The 21,260-nt window shown below is 39.9% G+C and carries 14 protein-coding genes; 10 read left to right on the forward strand and 4 right to left on the reverse strand.

Annotation, left to right across the window (positions count from 1 at the left end):
* Window positions 1-344: 344 nt before the first annotated feature.
* Complete coding sequence (locus tag RGQ13_RS07320) at window positions 345-1,073, forward strand: carbonic anhydrase (RefSeq protein WP_348392898.1); 729 nt, start codon at window positions 345-347, stop codon at window positions 1,071-1,073.
* Between the two features lie 72 nt (window positions 1,074-1,145).
* Here RGQ13_RS07320 and RGQ13_RS07325 read toward each other — a convergent pair whose 3' ends face one another.
* Together RGQ13_RS07325 and RGQ13_RS07330 are read right to left on the reverse strand one after the other, a co-directional pair.
* Window positions 1,146-1,823 carry a TetR/AcrR family transcriptional regulator gene (locus RGQ13_RS07325; RefSeq protein ID WP_348392899.1) on the reverse strand — a complete coding sequence of 226 codons (678 nt, stop codon included), beginning with the start codon at window positions 1,821-1,823 and terminating at the stop codon, window positions 1,146-1,148.
* Window positions 1,824-1,989: 166 nt separating this feature from the next.
* The gene (locus RGQ13_RS07330) at window positions 1,990-3,891 is read right to left on the reverse strand and encodes a fatty acid desaturase (protein WP_348392900.1); all 1,902 of its coding nucleotides are present in this window, start codon (window positions 3,889-3,891) and stop codon (window positions 1,990-1,992) included.
* Between the two features lie 485 nt (window positions 3,892-4,376).
* Here RGQ13_RS07330 and RGQ13_RS07335 point away from each other — a divergent pair, with 485 nt between their 5' ends.
* The 3 genes from RGQ13_RS07335 to RGQ13_RS20140 are packed head-to-tail and all read left to right on the forward strand — an operon-like array spanning window position 4,377 to window position 5,975.
* Entirely contained in the window at window positions 4,377-5,087 is a 711-nt protein-coding gene (locus tag RGQ13_RS07335; protein WP_348392901.1) for a hypothetical protein, read from the forward strand.
* On the forward strand, window positions 5,087-5,695 hold the full coding sequence (locus RGQ13_RS07340; RefSeq protein WP_348392902.1) for a cytochrome c oxidase subunit 3: 609 nt from the start codon (window positions 5,087-5,089) through the stop codon (window positions 5,693-5,695). The genes RGQ13_RS07335 and RGQ13_RS07340 overlap by 1 nt, the downstream gene beginning before the upstream one ends.
* 46 nt (window positions 5,696-5,741) lie before the next feature.
* Window positions 5,742-5,975, forward strand: a complete 234-nt coding sequence (locus RGQ13_RS20140; protein ID WP_405054177.1) for a cytochrome C oxidase subunit IV family protein — start codon at window positions 5,742-5,744, stop codon at window positions 5,973-5,975.
* Between the two features lie 16 nt (window positions 5,976-5,991).
* Here the strand turns inward: RGQ13_RS20140 and RGQ13_RS07345 are convergent, their stop codons facing one another.
* On the reverse strand, window positions 5,992-6,879 hold the full coding sequence (locus RGQ13_RS07345) for a helix-turn-helix domain-containing protein (RefSeq protein ID WP_348392903.1): 888 nt from the start codon (window positions 6,877-6,879) through the stop codon (window positions 5,992-5,994).
* 159 nt (window positions 6,880-7,038) lie between these two features.
* Here RGQ13_RS07345 and RGQ13_RS07350 point away from each other — a divergent pair, with 159 nt between their 5' ends.
* The 3 genes from RGQ13_RS07350 to RGQ13_RS07360 all read left to right on the forward strand — a co-directional run bounded on the left by RGQ13_RS07350 (window position 7,039) and on the right by RGQ13_RS07360 (window position 10,847).
* Window positions 7,039-9,507: an FAD-binding oxidoreductase gene (locus RGQ13_RS07350; RefSeq protein ID WP_348392904.1), complete on the forward strand. Its 2,469-nt coding sequence runs from the start codon at window positions 7,039-7,041 to the stop codon at window positions 9,505-9,507.
* Window positions 9,508-9,651: 144 nt separating this feature from the next.
* Entirely contained in the window at window positions 9,652-10,371 is a 720-nt protein-coding gene (locus tag RGQ13_RS07355) for an IS4 family transposase (protein WP_348392905.1), read from the forward strand.
* A 14-nt stretch (window positions 10,372-10,385) separates the two neighbouring features.
* Window positions 10,386-10,847, forward strand: a complete 462-nt coding sequence (locus RGQ13_RS07360) for a hypothetical protein (RefSeq protein ID WP_348392906.1) — start codon at window positions 10,386-10,388, stop codon at window positions 10,845-10,847.
* Between the two features lie 35 nt (window positions 10,848-10,882).
* On the opposite strand, the gene RGQ13_RS07365 is transcribed toward RGQ13_RS07360, so the two are convergent.
* Window positions 10,883-11,710 (reverse strand): SDR family NAD(P)-dependent oxidoreductase, encoded by an 828-nt coding sequence (locus tag RGQ13_RS07365; protein WP_348392907.1) that lies wholly within the window; start codon window positions 11,708-11,710, stop codon window positions 10,883-10,885.
* 304 nt (window positions 11,711-12,014) lie between these two features.
* Between RGQ13_RS07365 and RGQ13_RS07370 the strand changes: the two genes are divergently transcribed.
* The 3 genes from RGQ13_RS07370 to RGQ13_RS07380 all read left to right on the forward strand — a co-directional run bounded on the left by RGQ13_RS07370 (window position 12,015) and on the right by RGQ13_RS07380 (window position 21,236).
* Window positions 12,015-14,084 (forward strand): winged helix-turn-helix domain-containing protein, encoded by a 2,070-nt coding sequence (locus RGQ13_RS07370; RefSeq protein WP_348392908.1) that lies wholly within the window; start codon window positions 12,015-12,017, stop codon window positions 14,082-14,084.
* A 237-nt stretch (window positions 14,085-14,321) separates the two neighbouring features.
* Window positions 14,322-17,111: a reprolysin-like metallopeptidase gene (locus tag RGQ13_RS07375; protein WP_348392909.1), complete on the forward strand. Its 2,790-nt coding sequence runs from the start codon at window positions 14,322-14,324 to the stop codon at window positions 17,109-17,111.
* A 9-nt stretch (window positions 17,112-17,120) separates the two neighbouring features.
* A complete protein-coding gene (locus tag RGQ13_RS07380; RefSeq protein WP_348392910.1) occupies window positions 17,121-21,236 on the forward strand; it encodes a S8 family serine peptidase in 4,116 nt (1,371 codons plus the stop codon).
* The last annotated feature ends 24 nt before the right edge of the window (window positions 21,237-21,260 follow it).

The following is a 21,260-nucleotide window of genomic DNA, read 5'->3' on the forward strand; positions in this document are numbered from 1 at the left end:
ACAGTTCATGCTGTTCATTTCTCGTTCCTATTATTCTCGTTTTTGTCATGTAGTTCAGTTGGTTAGGCTCTTCGCCATTCGATTCAATTTATGGATACCCGAACGAGTCGAGTATGACGCTTATGTAGTACAGTCAATCACACATAGAGCAGTTTTACCTACTAGTATTCGTCATTGCCGCGAATGCGGTAATCCATGCTTTTCGTCTCTCGTTTCTAGCATCCTCGTTTCTATCATGTAGTTCATTCAGATAGACTCTGTGTCCTTTACTTAAACATCGAATATTTCAAAATAAACCTGAATTTAACCTATAGTTATTATCAAACTAAATAAAAGGTATTAAAATGAAAAAACTATTATTAACAACAGCGTTTGTTTTTTCTTCAACAGTAGTTGCAGGAGGAGATGTTCATTGGGGCTATAGTGGAGAAGTTGGGGCCGATAATTGGGGTAAACTTTCACCTGATAACTATCAATGCTCAGGTAATAATCAATCACCAATTAATTTAGCTGGCTTTATTGAAGCAGACTTAGCGCCGATTAAGTTTAATTATAGTGCTATGGCAAAAGAAATCTTAAATAACGGTCATACCGTACAGGTTAATTTAAATTCAGGAAGTAGCATAGAACTTGATGGTATTTCATTTGATTTATTACAGTTTCATTTCCATGCGCCAAGTGAAAATCACATAAACGGACAATCATACCCACTAGAAGCGCACTTTGTGCACAGTGATAAAAGTGGCAATTTAGCCGTTGTCGCAGTTATGTTTAAAGAGGGAAGTGCAAGCAAAGGGTTAATGCCTGCTTGGCAGCAAATGCCTAAGCATGAAGGAGATACACATTCACTAAAAGCTAAATTTAACGGTATGGAAATATTACCTGATAGTAAAGATTATTACCGTTTCAATGGTTCATTAACCACACCGCCATGTTCTGAAGGTGTGCGTTGGTTAGTGATGAAAACTGCTGTTCAAGCATCAAAGCAGCAAATAAGTGCTTTTAGTAGCGTATTACACGAGCCTAATAACCGTACGATTCAAGCAACTAATGCACGAATGATCTTACAATAATCTAGTTACATTTAGGCCTGTTGCTTATTGACGACAAATGAAATGGCGTTAAAGAAATTAATGCCGTTTTCTTTAAGCCAGTTTTAACGCTAAAAACTCTGCCGCTATTTGTTTATCGTGCACCAGCGCCAATAATTGGCTTCGTATTACTTCATTAATATGTTGATGCTTATAATCATTTTCTGAAACTTTTAACGCAATCGGGATTGCAACGGAAACGGCTTGACCGATCAGAATTGATAAGAACACATTCACGATAAAAATCTGCCAATTTACCTCAACCCAAACAACGTCTTGATCATCACCTTTGATAAACTCAACTGTTTGCATTAGGCGTTTACCAAAGTTTTGATAAAACATGCTGTTGGCACTGTGTAATTCACGGTTCATCATCTCTTGAATGGCAATACTGGTAAAGTACTGTTGAGTTGAGCCCCACTGTTGCAGAGTGTGGCAAAACTGGTAAAAGCGCTCAAGGGCAGGGGCGTCTTCATGTTGTGCAACCAAATCATTTATCATATTGGCAAAATTTTGTTCTAAATGTTCTGTTACCGCTAAATATAATCCTTGTTTAGATTTAAAATGATAAACAATGGTAGAATTTTTTACGTCAACTTTTTCTCTAATTTTACTTAGCGATGCACCTTCAAAACCAAGTTTTGAAAATTGCTCAGCTGCAGCATTAATTAGCTGTTGCTTAGTCCAGTCGACGTTTCCTTTGCCGTGTTCTTGCTTTACTGGTCTGGTCATAATATTCACTACTAAATCGGTAATTATGCGGGCTAAAATAGCATGCTTTAATCGTTCCAACATTAATTAAATGAGCACATTGTAGTAATGTTACAAATAAATAACCCTACTAGCATCTCCTTATTGGAGTACAAGCAAGTTTTTACTGCAAGTGCTCTAATTAAAATTAATAATCTGGTAGTTCAATCATTCCGCCTGCCGAACGAGATACACAAGGCGTGAAGAGCTTAACTCGATTTTTTTCATCATCACTTAGCACCATATCACGATGTTCTATTTCTCCATTGACTTTACATCGACAAGTGCCGCAGACGCCATTTTCACAAGAAATAGGAATGAAAATATTCTTTTCAGTTAAAGCCTGCACAATAGATTTATCTGCGTGCACTTCAATTTCTTGCTTTGACTTTAATAATTTGACGGTAAAGCTTTTATTTTCTGAAACGCCAAGCTCACCACCAGCTTTAAAGCTTTCCTTATTAAACTGCTCTTGGCTAAAGCCTGCATCCATCACTGTTTTTTCGATATAGTCCATAAAGCCGCCTGGGCCACATACATAAATGTCAGCATTATCATGACCTTCTAATTCGATTTTAGCATTGAATTTATGGCTCGAATCGTCATCTAAGTACACTGAGGTATTCGCTAAAAACGGTAAATCATTCCAATGATCTTTAAACGCCCATTTACTTGAGCTTGCAGTACAGTAATGTAAATGAAAAGGAATTTTCTGACGGTGTAATGTCCATGCCATAGCCAGCATTGGTGTAATGCCAATGCCGCCCGCGAATAAGATAACTTCGGAGGCTTTTTTCAATTCGAATAAATTTCTCGGCTTACTGATCTTTATATTATCACCAACCTTGAATTTCTCATGTAGTGTTCTTGACCCGCCGCGTCCGTCATTTTCGCATTGAACGGCAATTTCATAGCGATTTTTTTGATCTGAAGCGTTACATAAGGAATATTGGCGTATTAAACCGGGCTCAATAATTACATCTACATGAGCACCCGCTTTAAAGGTTGGAAAATCCTCACCTCCTTTAGCAGGAGCAAAGCTATAGTGATTAATACCGTCAGCAACCGTAGTTACACTTTTAATGGTGACATCCATGAATTGGTGATTGGTGGAATTTTGTAGCCCATTTTGACGGCTGATTTCTTCAAAATGTTCTGAATTAATCCCAACATTCACTAATTCTTGCTGTTCAAAAATATCCTTACCCAACTGCCATGCTTTCCAGTTACGGTAAATTGGCATATTAGGATAAAGATGATGAATTAAATGACGGTTTTGACCAAAATAAACTGAGGCAAACGCACTATCAAAACCACGAATAACGACCGTTGTTTTAAAAGGATTATGCTCTTTAGCACTACATTTTTCTGGCGGATGCTGAACATATGCAAACATATAAATAGCGACAAAAAATCCAATGCGCTGCGGCAAAACATACAGCATAACAAATTCGTACCAGTAGGCAGAACTTAAGCCAACAGCCAAAATGCTTATATAGATAGCCATGCCTGATAAACTTGCCCATTGGGTTACTACTGTAGCTGTATTCCGATGACGAAAACTCCAGTAAGCCCAGTAAAAATCTTGCGTGGCAACTTTAAACATGTTTACCAGAAGCGAACCTTTATATAAACGTTCGTCAGGATCGTCTTCGCCACAGGTGTCTCGATGGTGAGTTAAATGCTGATGACGCCATTGTAGGATTGGCAATTGCGGGAAAGGAATAATCGTTAACACAGTAGCTAGCCAATCATTAATTTTAAGGTTTCGCGCCATACTTAAATGTGCTGCTTCATGCCCTGTTAGTAAAAATATAAAAAAGGTATAGGTACTCAATACTACGAGCCAAATAGCTGAAAGTTCACCAGCTAACCAAAGCTGACTAACATAAGCCCATGCCGCCAAGCAAAAGCTACAAGCGAAAAATAACACCCAGTTAACTTGTGGCACATCAAGTAATTTTTTAAATTCAGGACGTTGTGATAATAATAACAAATCGGCCATTGCTTTATCGGGAATCTGGCCTTTTGTTGACGCTGGTATATTCATATAAATTAAATTTCTATTTTATGTATCGGTTGGTACATAAGGTAGCAGTTGGTAAAAAAAAATTCAACGATTATTGAAGTTATTTTTAATAATTCCGTGTAAAAACAAAGGTTTATTTTGTTTTTGAAGATCGAAAAAATATTACCGGGGAGTAATTTCTTAAAGAGAATGATATTTTTGTTCCTTTGCCTTGTGAACAAGGTATTTGTAGAACTTGTATTCACAGTCAAATAAGGTGAAGTGGAAAATAAAAACTTAGAGTTAAATAGCCGTTTAGTCCTTGTGTTAGTCGAGCTATAAAATACTAGGGGCAGAGTCAGGTCCTAATAACCTGATTCTGACCCTAGTTTATTTAATTTTATTGTTTTTTATAAAAAGGTCGTATTTTTTATAAAAAGTGACTATTTGCTGTTTTCGGTGATCACCAAGTGTGATACTCAAACGCTTACTTAAAATAACGATAAAAAAAGTCTCGGGAGTTCATAATGAATACCAATAGTTTAAAACTGTGCGCCTGGACAGGGCCGATATTTGTCATCATGTTTTTATTCGGCTTTGTTGCTCTCGCTGGTTTTCTACCGCCGCCATCGCCGTCGTTAAATGCCGATGAAATTGCCAGTTTATACAGCCAGAATAGTCTTATGATCCGTTCAGGATTAGTGATTATGATGATCGCTTTAGCCTTATTAATACCGTTTTTAGCTGCTATAGCTGCTCGTATGCGCCATATGAATAACCATAGTCCAGTTTTGATAATTACCTTTTTATTATCTGCTGCCGCAACAACTGCACTTTTATATATCATTGTTTGTGCGTGGGGAGTAGCAAGTTTTCGGCCAGAACGTTTAGCAGATGTTACCCAAGCATTTAATGACTTTGCCTTTATTATGCTAATTTGGCCGGTATCGTTAATACCGGTGAGTTATATTGCATTAGGCATTTCCATATTAAACGATAATCGCCAACAGCCTGTGTTTCCTCGCTGGTTTGGTTTTTTTAATTTTTGGATGGCTTTACTTGCCTATGGTGGCGCGTTGTTGATTTTTTTCACCCATGGACCATTTGCTTGGAACGGCTTAATTGCATTTTGGATCCCTGCATTTGCGTTTTTTGGTTGGTATATTGTTGCTGCAATAGTTCTTATTCAGTCAGTAAATTGTGAGATACGAAATAACAAAATAGCGGAACGCAATTAATGAATCAGTATCGGTCAATAAAAACTGATCAACTTGCAGGTTATGCTGGCATTAGCTATGAGAAAAAGAAAATACCGGCAGAACTTGGTGTTTGGCTGTTTATCATTGGTGATATGTTAGTTTTTACCGCTCTTTTTGTCAGCTATGCCATGCAACGTTCTGACCAAGTAACGTTGTTTACCCACTCTCAAACAATGCTTAACCAATCATTTGGGGTGATTAATACGTTGTTATTACTTACCGGGTCGTTATTTGTTGTTCTCGCACTACATAGTGCCAGAAATGGTTATAAACGAGCGCTAACACGGTTTTTGCTGTTGGCAATAAGCACAGGCTTATTGTTTTTTATTGTTAAAATTTTTGAATACAGTGAAAAAATTAGTCAGGGCTATAACTTACTTAGCAATGATTTTTTTATGTACTATTTCATGTTGACCGGCATTCATTTGTTGCACGTATGTGTGGCTATTGGAGTATTAATATTTCTGCTGTGTCGTTATCACCATGGTGATAACGATATTCGTAATTTAGAAAGTGGCGGTGTTATTTGGCACATGGTGGATCTATTATGGATTGTCTTATTTCCGCTCATTTATTTGATTAAATAGTATGATAAATTTTACTAAATTTTCAGACAGAAACGTTCGGCAGAGCATGTTGATATGGGTAGTTTTAATTACGCTGACATTACTATCGTTTTATTTAGGCCATAGCTCAGAGCATGTTTCGCACACGACAATAACGATGGCGATATTGCTGCTCTCATTTTTCAAAGTGCGCATGGTCATTGTATATTTTATGGAAGTTAAAGATACACCGCTGCTATTACGATGCTTCTTTGAGCTTTGGTGCATAACTGTATGTGCTGCGTTGATCGTTATCTTGTAGACATAAACATCATCAACTATAAACGCATTTTTTTTCTGAGTTGTGCCGGTGTCATTTGGTAGAATTTAGCAAATTGTGTGGTTAAATGACTTTGACTACTAAACCCCAATGATTCGGCTATTTGACAAATCGACAGGCTGGAGTGGATCAATAGTTCTCTGGTTCTGTTGAGCCTGGTTTGTAAAATAAACTGATGTACAGACTGACCCGTAACGGCAGTAAAAATTCGTCTAAAATAAGACTCGCTCACTGATAGCACATCGGCTAAATGATGGACCGATAAATTCTTACCTAAGTTCAGTTGAATATACTCTATAGTGCTGCGAATTCGAAACAATTGTAATGAGTTAGATGCAAACGCTGTGGTATGTTGTTTTGATAACACTCGTTCACTATGCAATAAAACCGTTTCTGTTAACGCGTCAATATAATTAATATCATCACTATTTTGCTCACTGGATATTTGCAACAACTGCCGAATTAGAGCATCGAGTACAGGATCGCCAACCATAACCACTGATACCAATGACTTTGCCATGCGATATAATTTTTCGGTTAATTGGTTTTGTTTAGGGTCAATGATCATTAACGCAAAGTCCACTTCACCTAGCATATCAAAGCGAGTTTTTTGATCTGCGGGAAAAATTGTTACCACACTTGATGATGAATGGTCTGTATTTCCCTGTATGCCCGAGGTTTTAATGCGAGCCCCAGAAAATTGCACGCCAATTAGAATCGATTTCAACGGTGGCACTGTACCGGTTATTTCCGAGCACACATAGCGCTCCAAACGAAAACTAACTTTCTCACCCTGTTTATAACTGGCGATAGGTTTGCGGTTAAGTAAATTTTCGATAGTTTGTCGGCTGACTTCAACGTTTTTGGCACTAGTCACATTGTTCATATCTCGCCTTAGGTTTCTGGCTAGTTAGCAATAATTATTTAAACAATAAGTTTTGCTTAATAATAATCGGTTTTTATAAAAAACACACTCTTTTTATAAAAGACAGCACTTATTTGTCAAGGTAAAGTTTACAGCATAATAATTAAATTAGAGTTAAACATGACATTACATAACGTTAAATTAGTCTTTAGTGACAATGAAGAAGTCGAACTAGAACTATCGAGTGAAGAAAATTTATTGGACAAAGCCGAGCAGCAGGGTATATATCTGGCCAATGATTGTCGTGAAGGGGTTTGTGGTGTTTGCAGTGGTAAATGCAAAACGGGTAACTATACCTTAACCGACGATACCGCATTAAGTGAACATGAAAAAGACAAAGGTATGGTTTTACCTTGTACCATGCAAGTACAAAGTGATACTGAGTTGCATTTTGATTATCCCAAAAGCCAGTGTAAGCCAAGTTCAAATACCATAATTTCAGCCACGATCAGTAATATTGAAACCATTGCAGAAAATACGGCAAGTATCACGGTTACAGCAAGTGAACAAACACAGCAGTTAAATTACTATCCTGGGCAATTTACTTCAATAAATATCCCTGAAACAGATGACTGGCGTGCCTATTCATTTGCTAACACTAGTAACAAGGTCAATGAGTGGCAGTTTATCATCAGACTGCTTGAAGACGGTAAAATGAGTAATTACCTGCGCGATCAGGCGAAAGTAGGCGATAACATTGATATAAAGTCTCCAAATGGTCATTTCTACCTTAGAGATATTACTCGTCCAACACTATTTTTTGCTGGTGGCACTGGCATATCGGCAATTATTGTGATGTTAAAATCGATAGCTGAAAACCTATCTAGTTACTCAAGCATTCCGCCCTTAGTTTTGTATTACGGGGTTAACAATGCAACCGAATTTTGCTGTGCAGATGAGCTTAAACAGCTAGAAAAAACACTGCCACAACTTATCGTAAAACGAATTGCGATGACAGTTGAAAAAAATAATGTAGAAGATTTCGCTATAGAAACTGGCTTAATTACGCAGTTATTGTCAGAGCAAAGTGTATTTAACGGTAATGCCGATTGCTATATGTGTGGTCCGCCGCCGATGCTTGCAGCCATTGAGCAATGGTTTGAGCAAGCACCAATGTCGGGATATAAATTCTATAGTGAAAAGTTTGTTGCCAGTAAAGGGCAAGGTAGCACAATTCAAAGTACTGAAATGTCGGTTTCTTGCGTAGCCGATTTAAGTAAACCCTATAAACGCGCGGTTGTGGTTGGTGGCAGTATTAGCGGTATTATCAATGCAAGAGTGTTAAGCGATTATTTTCAAGAAGTCATTATTGTTGAACGCGATGATCCCCATCATATAGATCAAGTAAAAAAATCAACTCCGCAAGCACATCATGCTCATCACTTACTGCAAAAAGGCCAGCGCGAGCTTGCTAAACTATTTCCTGAACTTCTTGAGAACTTAGTCGCAGCAGGCACGCAAGCCTATGACTCTTCTAAAGATTATCGTATATTTCAAAATGGTAATTGGAAGCACGTGTTTAACTCTGACATAACCATTATGGCCGGCCCAAGAAGAATTTTTGAAACGGTATTAAGACGACAATTATACCATTATGCCAATATTGGTTATCGCTATAATGCCAATGTTGATAAATTGCTGCTCAATGATGACAGTAGCGTTATCGAAGGTGTAGGGCTGAGTAACGGCGAGAAAATTAATGCCGACTTTATCGTTGATGCGAGTGGCAAAAACAGCTCTTTTCCTAAAATGCTTAACCAGCATGGTTACCCTTTACCCAAAGAAACCAGCCAGGAGCTTAATATATATTACTCAACCTATATTTTTGAGCTAACTGCACAGCAGGTACCTGAATGGGGGATGATGTTACTTTATGGTACGCGTCCAATTGATAAAGATTTTGGTTATGCAGCACTATATGGCAAAAATAAGCAATCGTTGTTAGTTACCCTTTGCTCCTACGGCTGTGAAAAGCCGATACGAAATCACGATGAATTTATTAGCCATGCTAAATCGATTGTGCGCAAAGAAATTTTTGAGATGATCAAAAATTTAACTCCGGTTACCGAGTTGAGAACTTTTAAATATCCAAAAATGTTTCGTCGTCACTTTGAGCAGCAAAGCAAGTTACCACAGGGGTTTATTGCCAGTGGTGATGCATTAGGAAGCGCTGATCCTATATCTGGTGCAGGGATGACAAAAGCGGTATTAGAAGCACAAGCGCTAAATAACATTTTAGCTAAAAATCCAAAACACTTAACCAAGGTCCCGAATCAATTTTATCAACAGGCAGCGAAATTATTCGATTACATCTGGTTTGTTATTAGCGAGCAAAATTTCCGTTTCCCATGGGTAAAAGGCAAACGACCATTTTATCAAAAAATAATGAAATGGTACGTCGACCAAGTGCTGGATTTAGCCCATTATGATGAACAGGCGTTTAGAAGCTATTTGATGGTGATGCATTTGAATGATCATGTTTTATCATTAATGAAACCTAAAATGTTGCTCAAAGTGTGCAATAAGGTGTTATTTAAACGTAATAAAACAGAGCAGATAAACACTATAGTATCGAATAAGATCAATTAAATACTAGGGTCAGAGTAGGTTTAATAACCTGACTCTGACCCTGAGGTATCCCCACAAAATATAGAGATAAATTAATAATTTAATGAACTTTCATGGTGTTTGGTGATCTGTTTAATCGCCAAAAAAAATAAATCAGGAAACACCATGAAAGTCATCGATATTTTGAACAATACCTTAGCCAATGTCACTAAAAATATGCATTCCACAAGAAAAAAGTCCCTCTTTTCTTGTATCGAGAGTGCTTTAAGTGGTGCTAGTTCAACGGTAACCAGTATTGGCCGGGGTATTCGCTCTAATGCCTATGAAAAACATAATATTAAAAGAGCTGACCGCTTACTATCTAATAAGAATCTCAATTCTGATTCTATAACCATCTATAAATCAATCGCTAAGACATTAATTGCTCCAGGTAGTAGACCAATTATTCTTGTCGATTGGTCTGATTTAGATCCTTATAAATGCAACTTTTTAATTCGAGCAACGCTCGCGATGAATGGTCGAGGGTTAACAGTTTATGAAGAGGTTCACTGTATAAAGCACAAAGAAAAGCCTCAAACACATAAACGATTTTTGCAATCATTAGCAAAGGTCATCGACGCGTCATGTGAGCCTGTTATCGTTACGGATGCTGGATTCAAAGTACCTTGGTTTAAGCAAGTACAGGCTGTTGGATGGGATTTTGTTGGTCGTACTCGCCTACCAAATACTTATTCTTTGGATGGCCTGAATTGGCCAAGCATTAAGTCGCTTTATGAGAAAGCCACAACGCAACCAAAGAGCTTTTCTGGTTTTATTACCAAAAGTAATCCATTAGCCGTAAATCTATCTCTGTATAAAGAAAACCTAAAGGCAGAAAAAACTTAACTCGTTGTGGGAAAGTGAGAAAAAGTGCCGTGTCTTTAAAGCATGCGAAAGGTGCTGAAGACCCTTGGTTAATATCAACATCATTAAAGATGAAAGGTAACTTAGGAAAAAGCCTTGTAGGGATTTATAAAACACGAATGCAAATAGAAGAAGGCTTTCGAGATATGAAAAGTCACCGGTATGGTTTAGGACTAGGTCTACACCAAAGCTATAAAACTGAGAGGCTTGCAAATCTAGTATTAATAACCACATTAGCTAATTTTGTCGTGTTCTTGACGGGAACTGTCGCGATAATGACGAATCGGCATCGACGATACCAAGCCAATACAGTGAAGAATAAAATGATATTGTCGAGAGTGTTTATCGGTTTAAGAGTGTTATCGGATAAGAAAATGAGATTAACAAAAAGGCATCTTAACGATGCCTTAGATAAAATCACTATCGATATGAAAGAACTCTATGAGGGGTTCCAATAAATTTGTGGGGATCCCTCAGACTCTGACCCCGGTTTTTATAGGTGAGAGTATATCCATTTACGGTTTTTGTACAAATAAGTCATCAACTTAGTGAATTTTTCCGGCATCCAACGTTTAATCGCCCACACCCAGCGAGCATCAGCTTGCGGCATGACATACAATTTATTTTTCAATATCCCTTCAAAGGTTTTATCTGCAACCATTTCTGGAGTAAATTTTGACTCATTAATTTGCTGGGCAATATTTTTTTCAAAAGCGGTTTCGCCCTTCAACGATTCGCTGATATTAGTTTTTAGCACGGTAGGGCAAACAACCGTTACACCAATATTATCAGTAGATAATTCAACATTTAGCGTTTCAGATAAGGCAACTACACCAGATTTAGCTACGTTGTAGCCAGCCATTTCGGCTAAGCATAACGTGCCAGCACTTGATGCCGTATTGATTATGTGACCACCACCATTCTTTTTAAGTAACGGAGCAAAAATACGACAGCCGTGAATCACACTCCATAAGTCGATATTTATTACTCGGTGCCATTCTTCATCATCATGCTCGTTTAATTTACCGCAACTGCCAATGCCAGCATTATTAAACACTAAATCTACACCGCCCCAGGCTTGTTCGAGTTGATCTGCAGCACCTTGTTGTTGCTCTTTGCTCGTTACATCAACCACCATAGTGATAATAATGCCACCTAGCTCTTCAAGCTCTTGCTTCGCAGCAGCTAGTCTTTGTTCATTAATATCGGCAATTGCAATTCGCCATTTATTGGCGGCTAATTTTTTTGCATAGGCTAAACCTAAACCACTGGCGCCACCGGTAATAAAGGCGCGTTTTTCTGGGAAACGTTTGTTTAACATGTAATGTCCTGCATATTTTTAAGTTTATAAATGTCTGCTCTATATTTACCGTAGCAATACATTATAAACCTCACCCGTTCGGATGATATTTATGAGTTTTTTGCAAGCTGTTATGCTGTTATCAAGCTTTATATAAATTCCCGACTGACTAATTCATATGTTATATCTTTAAGTAGTTTCAATAAGCAGGTGATATGCGTATTGCTATAACATTAAACTTGCATTATCGATGATAAAGATCATAGTTAATTTATAAGAACAATTTATTAATAAACTTTGGTAACGATTTGCATGGGTACGAACAATGATCACTTTGCCTTACAGTCAATATAAGCTTGGCAGATTCACCATCAACTGTCATGAGCTTACGATTGCTTATGGGGGCGAGTCGATCAAATTACCAAAGAAATTGTTCAATTTACTGATGCTCTTTATCAGCAATAGTGAGAATACAGTCAATACGCAACAGGCCATAGATATTGTTTGGCAAGGAAACGAAGGGGTTGGCAAAACTGGATTTCCCCAAGCAATGTGGCATTTGCGCAAAGCATTTTCAGACTTAGGTGCAGAAAATGAAGAGGTTTTTAAAACCGTACACAAGGTTGGTTACGCGCTTATTATCAACCCTGAGCCTATTAGAAAAGAATATGAGCTACAGAAACGCAGCAAAGTCTCAAGGTTACAAACGTTTATAGCGGCGGTCATAGCATTATTGATATTAGTTGCTATGAGTTATCATCTGGTCGTGCAAACAGATAAAACAAAAGTAAATTCTGCAAGGCTAATAAGTCACACTGATCTCCCCGGCATTGAAAGGCAACCAGCAATATCTCCTAACGGACGCTACCTAGCATACATTTGGAATCAGCAGGATTTAGTAGAGCAAATATATGTTCAGGATTTGAACAATCCGAATGTTGCAGCGAAAGCGATAACCGATAATCTAGCGCAAAAAACATCCCCAGCCTGGTCAGCTGACAATGAGTCTCTGGCTTATTTGCTTCGTTCCTCAGATAAAGCGTGTGAGTTAAAGGTAAGGCAACTGGTCAGCAAAGTGCTCAAGGTTTTAGATAACGGCTGTGCGTTTTCAGCAACGCAGAGCCGATTGAGCTGGAGTGTTGATGGCAATCATATACTTTATCCAAAACAACTTAACGAAAAAATAGGTCTATTTAGTTACGATCTTGAGCGCAACAAACCTGCGCAAGTGACGTTTCCTGCCGTAGGTGAACGGGACTTGATGGGAATATACTCGAAAAATAACAAAAAAATTATTTTTGTCAGAAAGTCTGACCAACAATCTGTGTTAATGCAGCTAAAGGATGGTAAAGAAACGGCTTTACACATTCAACAAGGAAAAATACTTGGCATTAACTGGCATTATAACTTTAATAAAATCTACATGACGGTGCTAATTAATGGCCACCATATAAGCCAATCTTATAATATCAATGATAACAGCATTAAGGTACTTGACTACGTTCATTCGCTGTCTCGGTTAAGCATTGATCAGCAACAAAATTCGCTATATTTTAGCCGAGTTCTTAATAAACCCTTTATTCTACAAAGTTCGTTAATTGATGACAGGGCGGTTACCCGGGTAAAAAGCGATGATAAAAACTATTATGGTCGGTATCTGGCAAATTCTTCAGATGTGTTGTTTATTTCAGATCGTTCTGGCGACAAGGATTTATGGTTAAAATACCCGAGTGGTACGCGCAATCTCACTCAAAATTCTGGCAAAGTGTTAGTTTCAGCAGTGTCACTTGATAGCAAGCACTTTGTGGTCAACTTAAAAAATCCAATGAAATACAAATATCAGTTATATTTAGCAAAATTACCTGGTGCCCAATTGACTCTGCTTAACACAGGTGACCTAGAGCCTATCAACCCATCATGGAGTCGTGACAATCAGGGCATTTATTTTTCAGCAACCAGCGAAGCAGGAACCGGTTTGTTTCTCTTAAATATCGCCAGTGGCGAGGTTCGCCAAGTTACTTTCAAAAATGAGGTGTATGCCATGGAAGGTGCTGACGGTATGCTCTATGTTAGTCGTAAAGGGGCTAAGGGTATATGGCAGGTAGACCCTAAAAGTCTGAGCGAAAAGCTCGTCATTAGCAACTTGGCCGAACAAGATTTCGGTAATTATTTTTGGGAAAATAATAGCATTTATTATCTGCTGCGCAGCAAGAAATACGATTACATAATGCAATGGCGACCTGATCAAAAAGATCTGATTATCAAGCAATTCCCTGCACAAAGTATCGTTGAATATTTTGGTATTTCAGCTGCTGATGCACATACATTTTTAGTAACCATACAACGCGCCAATAATGCCAACATTTACTCTACCAGTTTAAAAAACCAACCATAATCGACTCTATTCTACGTTTGACTTTCTCATATAACTTTAAAGTTTAGCTTTTTATATATTTGTAACACGCTGAATACAAAGGTTTAAATTGATCAAAAACAAATCAAAAAATAATCAAAAACAAATAACAGGAGGTAACCTTAACTCTTGCCATTATTGCAGATAAGATGCCGAGCTTAAAATTCTAGAGTTTAGAGTTTGCCGAGTTTGGTTTCCAATATTATTTGATGGTTTTGCATGACATTATACAGTTCACTATATAAATACAGTTTACTTTGGCTGGGGTGCTTTGCTTGCCTTAGCCTTTCATGTTTGGTTAAAGCCGATATTAATGAGACCTTATGGCAAGATGTCCCAATAGTAATGTCTGTTAATAGTAGTGTGACAGAGTCATTGAACGCATTTTCAAACAACACACCTTCAAACATAGTACCAGCAAGCCAGTATCGCTTAGTCGATTTGAATCGCGAATTGTTAAAACAAAAACTACAGCAACACCGACAAATTATTTCGCTACCATTACCTAACGGCGAGTTAATTGATATCGAGCTTAGCGAAAACAGTGTGCTGCCCAATGCATTACAGGCAAAATATCCAAGCATAAAAACCTATACCGGGGTACAAGTTGGCCACCCTGAACATGTTGGCCGCTTTGAATATACTGAGCAGGGTTTTCATGGTGTTTTGCATTATCAAAATGACACTATATATATTGATCCACAACAGTCTGGCAACCAGCAACAATACCTGAGCTACTATAAAAAACATGCGCTTGCACAAACCATTGCAGTAGAAACCTCAGTATTAGCGCTACCGAAAGTAGCCTCAATCCGAGCCATGGGAAACACTAATGTTTCGTCCGTCAATAAAATCTATCGTATCGCCTTTGCCGCCACAGGAGAATACAGTCAATTTCATGGTGGTACTAAGGCTGCAACTATTTCAGCGATTGCGACACTTGTTAATCGGCTCAATCAGGTATTTTCGGTCGAGCTGGGTCTTACTCTGCAACTGGCTGAAAATAATGATGCGGTAATATATCTTGACCCTGATACCGACCCGTTTGATAACGATGATTTTGACGTTTACAACAACCCCGAGGTATTACGCACGCAGCTTGGAAGCGAAAATTTTGATCTTGGTCATGTGTTAACCACTGGAGCTGGTGGCATAGCCTTGGTAGCGGGTGCCTGCGATAACGATGCCTATGAAGAAGGTGAGCAAAGTTTTTATCCGTTAAAAGCAATGGGCGTAACCGGGCGTGAAGCTCCAGTAACCGACAGTTTCTACATCGACTTTGTCGCCCATGAACTCGGTCATCAACTTGGCGCAGAGCATAGTTTTAATTCTGAAAGCGAGTATTGCAACTTTAATCGAGATTGGAATTCGGCTTACGAGCCGGGCAGTGGTTCAACCATTATGGGGTACGCTGGGATTTGTGCGCCGGAAAACGTACAATCCAACTCCGATGCCTATTTTCATGCCCATTCGATTGCTCAAATCCACGATTATTTAACCGCAGACCCTTACTATATTGGCCAAAATTGTGGGCAAACAGTGGCGTCAGACAATAATGCTCCGCAAATTACCTTGTCGAAAGTATTAACTGAAAATGTCACCATTCCAGCAAAAACGCCGTTTCAATTAACCGCCAGTGCCAGCGATAGTGATCAAGATAGGTTAACGTATAACTGGGAACAGTTTGACCTTGGCTCAGCAACTAGCAGTGCTGCTATGATGCAAAAAGACGATGGTATACGGCCATTATTTCGTTCTTTTAAGCCTACGGACGATGGCAAGCGAGTATTACCAACACTTGCCAGTATTTTAAGCGGTGACCTGGTGGCCGGTGAAACTTATGCCACGACAACAAGGGCATTGAACTTTAAGTTATCGGTGCGCGACCAAAAAGGCGCGGTGACTATGCAACAAGTTACGTTGCAAGTTGACGGCAGTGCCGGCCCATTTTCCGTGAGTGCGCCATCTCAGTCTACCTATTGGGCCGCAACCACAACCAATACTATTCATTGGGACGTTGCCAATACTAATGTTGCGCCAATAAATTGTCAGTACGTCAACATTGACTTGTCATTAGACGATGGTGGCCATTTTAGCCAACGCCTGGTAAGCAATGCAGACAATAGCGGCAGCGCAGACGTTAGTACGCCTCAGGGAGTACATAAACAAGCACGATTAAAAGTAAGCTGTAGCGATAATATTTTTTTCGCCATCTCTGCAAAGTTTGAAATTTTTAATAGTACAGCGGCTAATGTTGCGCCAAAAATTACGGCTGTGGTTGAGCAATTATCCACGTTAGAAGATACGCCGCTAGACCTTAATGCCGCGCAATTCAACATTATTGACCCTGATACGCGCTATCCCGAAGGCATTAGTTTATCCATACAACCAGGTCCGCATTATCAGGTTAATGGTAATAAGGTGATCCCTGAGGCTAATTTTTATGGTCAATTACAGCTGCAGGTGATTGCCAACGATGGCACTGATAGCAGTGAACCATTGGCATTAACAGTCGAGGTTATCGCCGTTAATGACCCACCAACAGCAACTGATGATAATTTTAAAACAACGTCCGAAACAATAATCGACTTAGATGTTTTAGCTAATGATAGCGACCTAGAAGGACAAGCCTTAACACTTGCTTCGTTTAATTACCAAGGTAACGGCTTGCTGAGTCTGCACAATAATAAAATTCGTTACCAAAGTGCGCCAGACTTTATCGGTGACGAGCAACTGAGTTATCGAGTCATTGACAGCGCAGGCGCAATATCGAACGCCAACATAGTCATAACGGTTTCGGCTAAACCCAATAATAGCTCTTCTGGCGGCAGCTTATGGCCATTGAGTTTTATTTTTTTGTTGGTGTGCCAATTTTTCCGTTGTTTAAACCTGTCATATAGCATTCAAATTTTACGAAAATTCGGCACTGAACTTAATTCAGCTTGCTGTCATTCAACACTTTTAAACATTTTTAAGCACAATTTAAAAATGTATTTACACCTTAAATAAGAGGACATTATGGTTTTCAAATCAACCTCAGTCGCATTGCTCGTTGGCAGTTTACTGTCACCAGAAGCAGGCGCCTTAGATGCCAATGCTGCTAGTTCAACTAGCCAGCTACCACAGGGCAGTGTGTTTACCGAACAAGTCAGCGGCTCTTACTTGCTGACACTAACAGGGTCGGGTGCATTAGATCGACAACACTGGCAACAGGGTAGTGATCGTCAAGCTATTTTAGCCCAAATTAGCCAACAACAAAGCAGTGTCCTTGCTAGTGTTAAAGCGATTCAAGCGGATGCTCAGCTCATTAGCCAAACACGATTGTTGGCCAATCAGCTGTTCCTAACCATGACCGCAGATACCGCTGAACAAATAAAACATAACGATCAGTTGGCGAGTGTGCAATTTGTTACCAATGCCGCGGCTACCAATGTGACAACACTAGCGGCTAAAGTTACGGCTGAAGACGATGATTCAACCTCTCCCAATGTTGGTCACCCGTACCCATTTTTAAAAGTCAACGATGCTGGCGATAATATTACTGTCGCCATTATTGGCCCAGGAGTCGATTACACTCATGTGGCGTTAGGTGGCAATGGCGAAGAGAACTCTTACGCGGAAGCGTATTTTAACCGTGCCAATGCCTGGGGCGGATTCCCCAATAATGTCGTTATTGGTGGTTACGATTTTAATTCTGAATCAGTAATGCAAGATTACAATCCACTCGAGTATCATACGAATATTACCGATACCCGCGATGACTCGTTAGAGTATATTGCAGGCCGCGGGACTATGGCCGCTTATACCATAGTTAACTCAGTACCGGATGCCAAAATACTGTCTTACAAAACCGAAGGCATTACCGACGGTGCAGATGTTATTGGCGAGAAGGGTACCCATGTTAAATTAATGGCTGCGCTTGAGATGGCCGTCGATCCTAACCTCGATGGCGATATGTCTGATCGCGCTGACATTATTTTAATTGCTAATACCTTAGCCTCGGGCTTAGGTTATTACGATGAGCGGGAAACATTTCACTCGTTTGGTAGCCTGATCACCAATTTTGTTCGTGCGGCCAGTGCTACCGGTGCGCTCGTGGTAATTTCTGCGGGTGATCGTGGTCATTTTGAAAGTTACTATAATATCGCCGCTCGCGCGCTTGATCCGGCGGCATTGTCTGTTGGCTCTTCAGTAAGAGCAAAGGCCGATGGTGAAGAAGTTTATCGTTATAAAGTGGCGGCAGAATCTCCTATCGGGCCAACGCGTGGTCCGGTTTCTGTATTAAAGCCCGATATTTTGGCATTAAACAGCAAACTTACTGGCGCTCTCGCGGGCTATATTGATGGCTATGGCGATATTGATGGTGGTAACTTCTTTGCTGCCACCCGTGCCGCTGCTGCTGCTGCCAGTATTATGTCAGAACATCCACAACTTAGCGCCGCTGAGGTAAAAGCATTAATTGTTAATACCGGTATGCTTAGTCTTGAAAACAGTATCGGCGTTGCTCAAATTGGTGGCGGCTCACTTAATCCGCTTGCTGCAACCAATGCTTATGCGCTGATCTATCAAAAAGAAAATCACCAACCCAGTGTTAATTTTGGTCAGGTAAAAGTTGCCGGCAAATCGAGTTTTAGCCGCGACCTAGTGATTAAGAATATCACTGATCAAAGCCAACATTATCAGGCTGCGGTAATTGTTAATGGTGAAAAACATAATAATAATGCATTAACCATTTCTTTCCCTGAGTCTGTACTTATCCCGGCTAACAGCGAAGTGGTGGTGCCGTTAACGCTTACGCTAGATAGCGCCTTGATGGCAGAGTTCCCCATTCAGCGCGGCTCCGATTACAGCTTAGCGCAATGGGAGAAACTTGCTCTGCATGGTTATATCCAATTGAATCATCAAACCAGCCCTGGCGCCGCTATTCATTTACCGTGGCTAATCATGCCAATGAACAATAGCTCGCTGGTGGTTAACCATGGCAGTGATTTAGCGCAATGGCAGGAAGTATTGACGAGCACACCGGTTGAAGATAGGTTTACACCGCCACACGATGCCAACTGGCCATTTATTGGCGGCTTTGTTGCCGGTGTTTCTTATAACCAAGTAGAGCTAGAAAATAGTTCAAACCAAGAGCGCACTTTGTACGCTTTACCAAGCATTTATCATAGCGAACGACCTGCTGCTCATCTTGCTGATGTTCGCGGTCATATTATCAAGTCGATTGCCGGCGACGTACTACCAGAGTCGCAATGTTTATCAGGCAAAAAATTAACCTTAGCAGTTACTATGTTTGAACCACTTGCGCTCCCTGCTGCCCGACATAAAGATAAACAAGGTGTTGGCTCGGCTGTGGTCGCAATTAAATTACATAATCAGAAAAATATAGAACTTGCCAATTATGATCCGCGTGTGCTTGATGCATTAGCACGTGAAGTGGGGCACTTAAGCACGTTAAAAGTTACTTATAACACTGATGCCGAGTTAGTCACTCAATGGTACGATTTAAGTATTCCATTTAACTATGCCACCAATAATCAGCGTTGGAAAACTACCGAACTAGAGACTATTTCTAGTCCGAATAGTGACACTATCGTGACTAATATATGTACCGACAAACTGTTTCATGGCGAAATTAGTGAAGCAACGTTTAACGACAAAATTGGTTTTCAATTTATCACCGATCGCCATGTGCTACCTACAGTCGGCGAACGCGTAATTACCCATAATTTTTCTGTTGGCGGACACGTAGTTTTGCCGTTTGGCGACGAAATGCCAGCCGATACCGAGTTGCAGTGTGAGCCCGATTTTGTAAAAGATCACGCCGGTAACTGTATATATGGTTTTAGTGAGCCAACAGCCGACGTCGACCTGAATGAATACTTTAACTTTTTAGAAGCATTTTCAGCTGAGCCACAACTGAATTATCTTTGTACTATTGCAAGTAATAAGGTGTTTTATAGCTGTACGATAAACCATTCACGCGTCAACGAATTCACATTTTATTCACCAAACACAAACCCTGGTGCCATTTTATGTGATTTTGAAGTTGAAAATGCCCAAGGTCAAATTATGGCAACTTGTGAACAAGAAAATTTGATAGCCGACAGTGGCGATCATATCACTCCTGGTATTTTTGCCTGGCAACCAATAGATATGAAAACCTTCCTCAATGCACCGTTAACGAATACTAACTCGGCATTTTTATCTGGTGTTGCTATTAAAATGGCAAAATCAGCAGAGTTATCAGCCGATGCACCTAACTGGCGTAATATCATTACCTTGCAACCTGGTGAACGTGCGGTTGTATCATACCTACGTGATCTTTCTTGTGGTGTACAAGTGGGTACCGAAGTCGGTTCAGCTGATACTAGCTGCTCCGCTGGTGGGTATGTCTTTGAGCCACTAACCGGTTTTAGCAAGTTAGCAGTTAACGCGGCAAACGCTCCAGTGATTGCAAAAGGTCAAACCTTCAGTGTTGCAGAAGATGCCAATATTGGTGATGTCTTAGGTACGGTTCGTACTTACAGCCCATACCTTAAAGAAGCGTATGCGCTCTACCCAGGGCAGGTTAAAATTAAATTGCTCAGTGCCGGCACCGGTGGCCCATTTCAACTAAGCGCTGCGGGCGAACTGTCAGTGCGAGATCCACAATACATTGATTTTGAAAAGCAAGCTCATTACCAATTAAGCGCATTTATTCAGCGTGGTAACGATACCTCTGAAGCTGAGTTGATCACTATATCTATACGTAATAGTAACGATAACGCACCGCTGCAACTTGCCGATATTGAACCATTAGCATTAACGCAAAATATGGCAATGACACCGTTTGCCTTGGCGGGCTATTTTGCTGATATCGATGGCATTGGCACAACCTTTACTGCCACCGACTTACCAGACGGCCTTACCATAGATAAAAGTGGGGTGATTTCAGGAACGCCAACACAAGGTGGCGAGTTTAGTGCCACGGTTCATATCTTTGATGGTAGTAACGAATATATTACCGACGTCGAAATATCGGTTTCCTACGATCTCGCTGCCGTAGGTTCGCCTAAAGGCGAGCGCTCATCGGGCAGTTTTGGTTATTTACTGGTCCTAGTACTAGTGTTTTGTCGCCGCCGTCTTATTTAGACTATTTAGCAAGGTGCTGTGCAC

Source organism: Thalassotalea psychrophila (assembly GCF_031583595.1).
GTDB classification, from domain to species: Bacteria; Pseudomonadota; Gammaproteobacteria; order Enterobacterales; family Alteromonadaceae; genus Thalassotalea_A; species Thalassotalea_A psychrophila.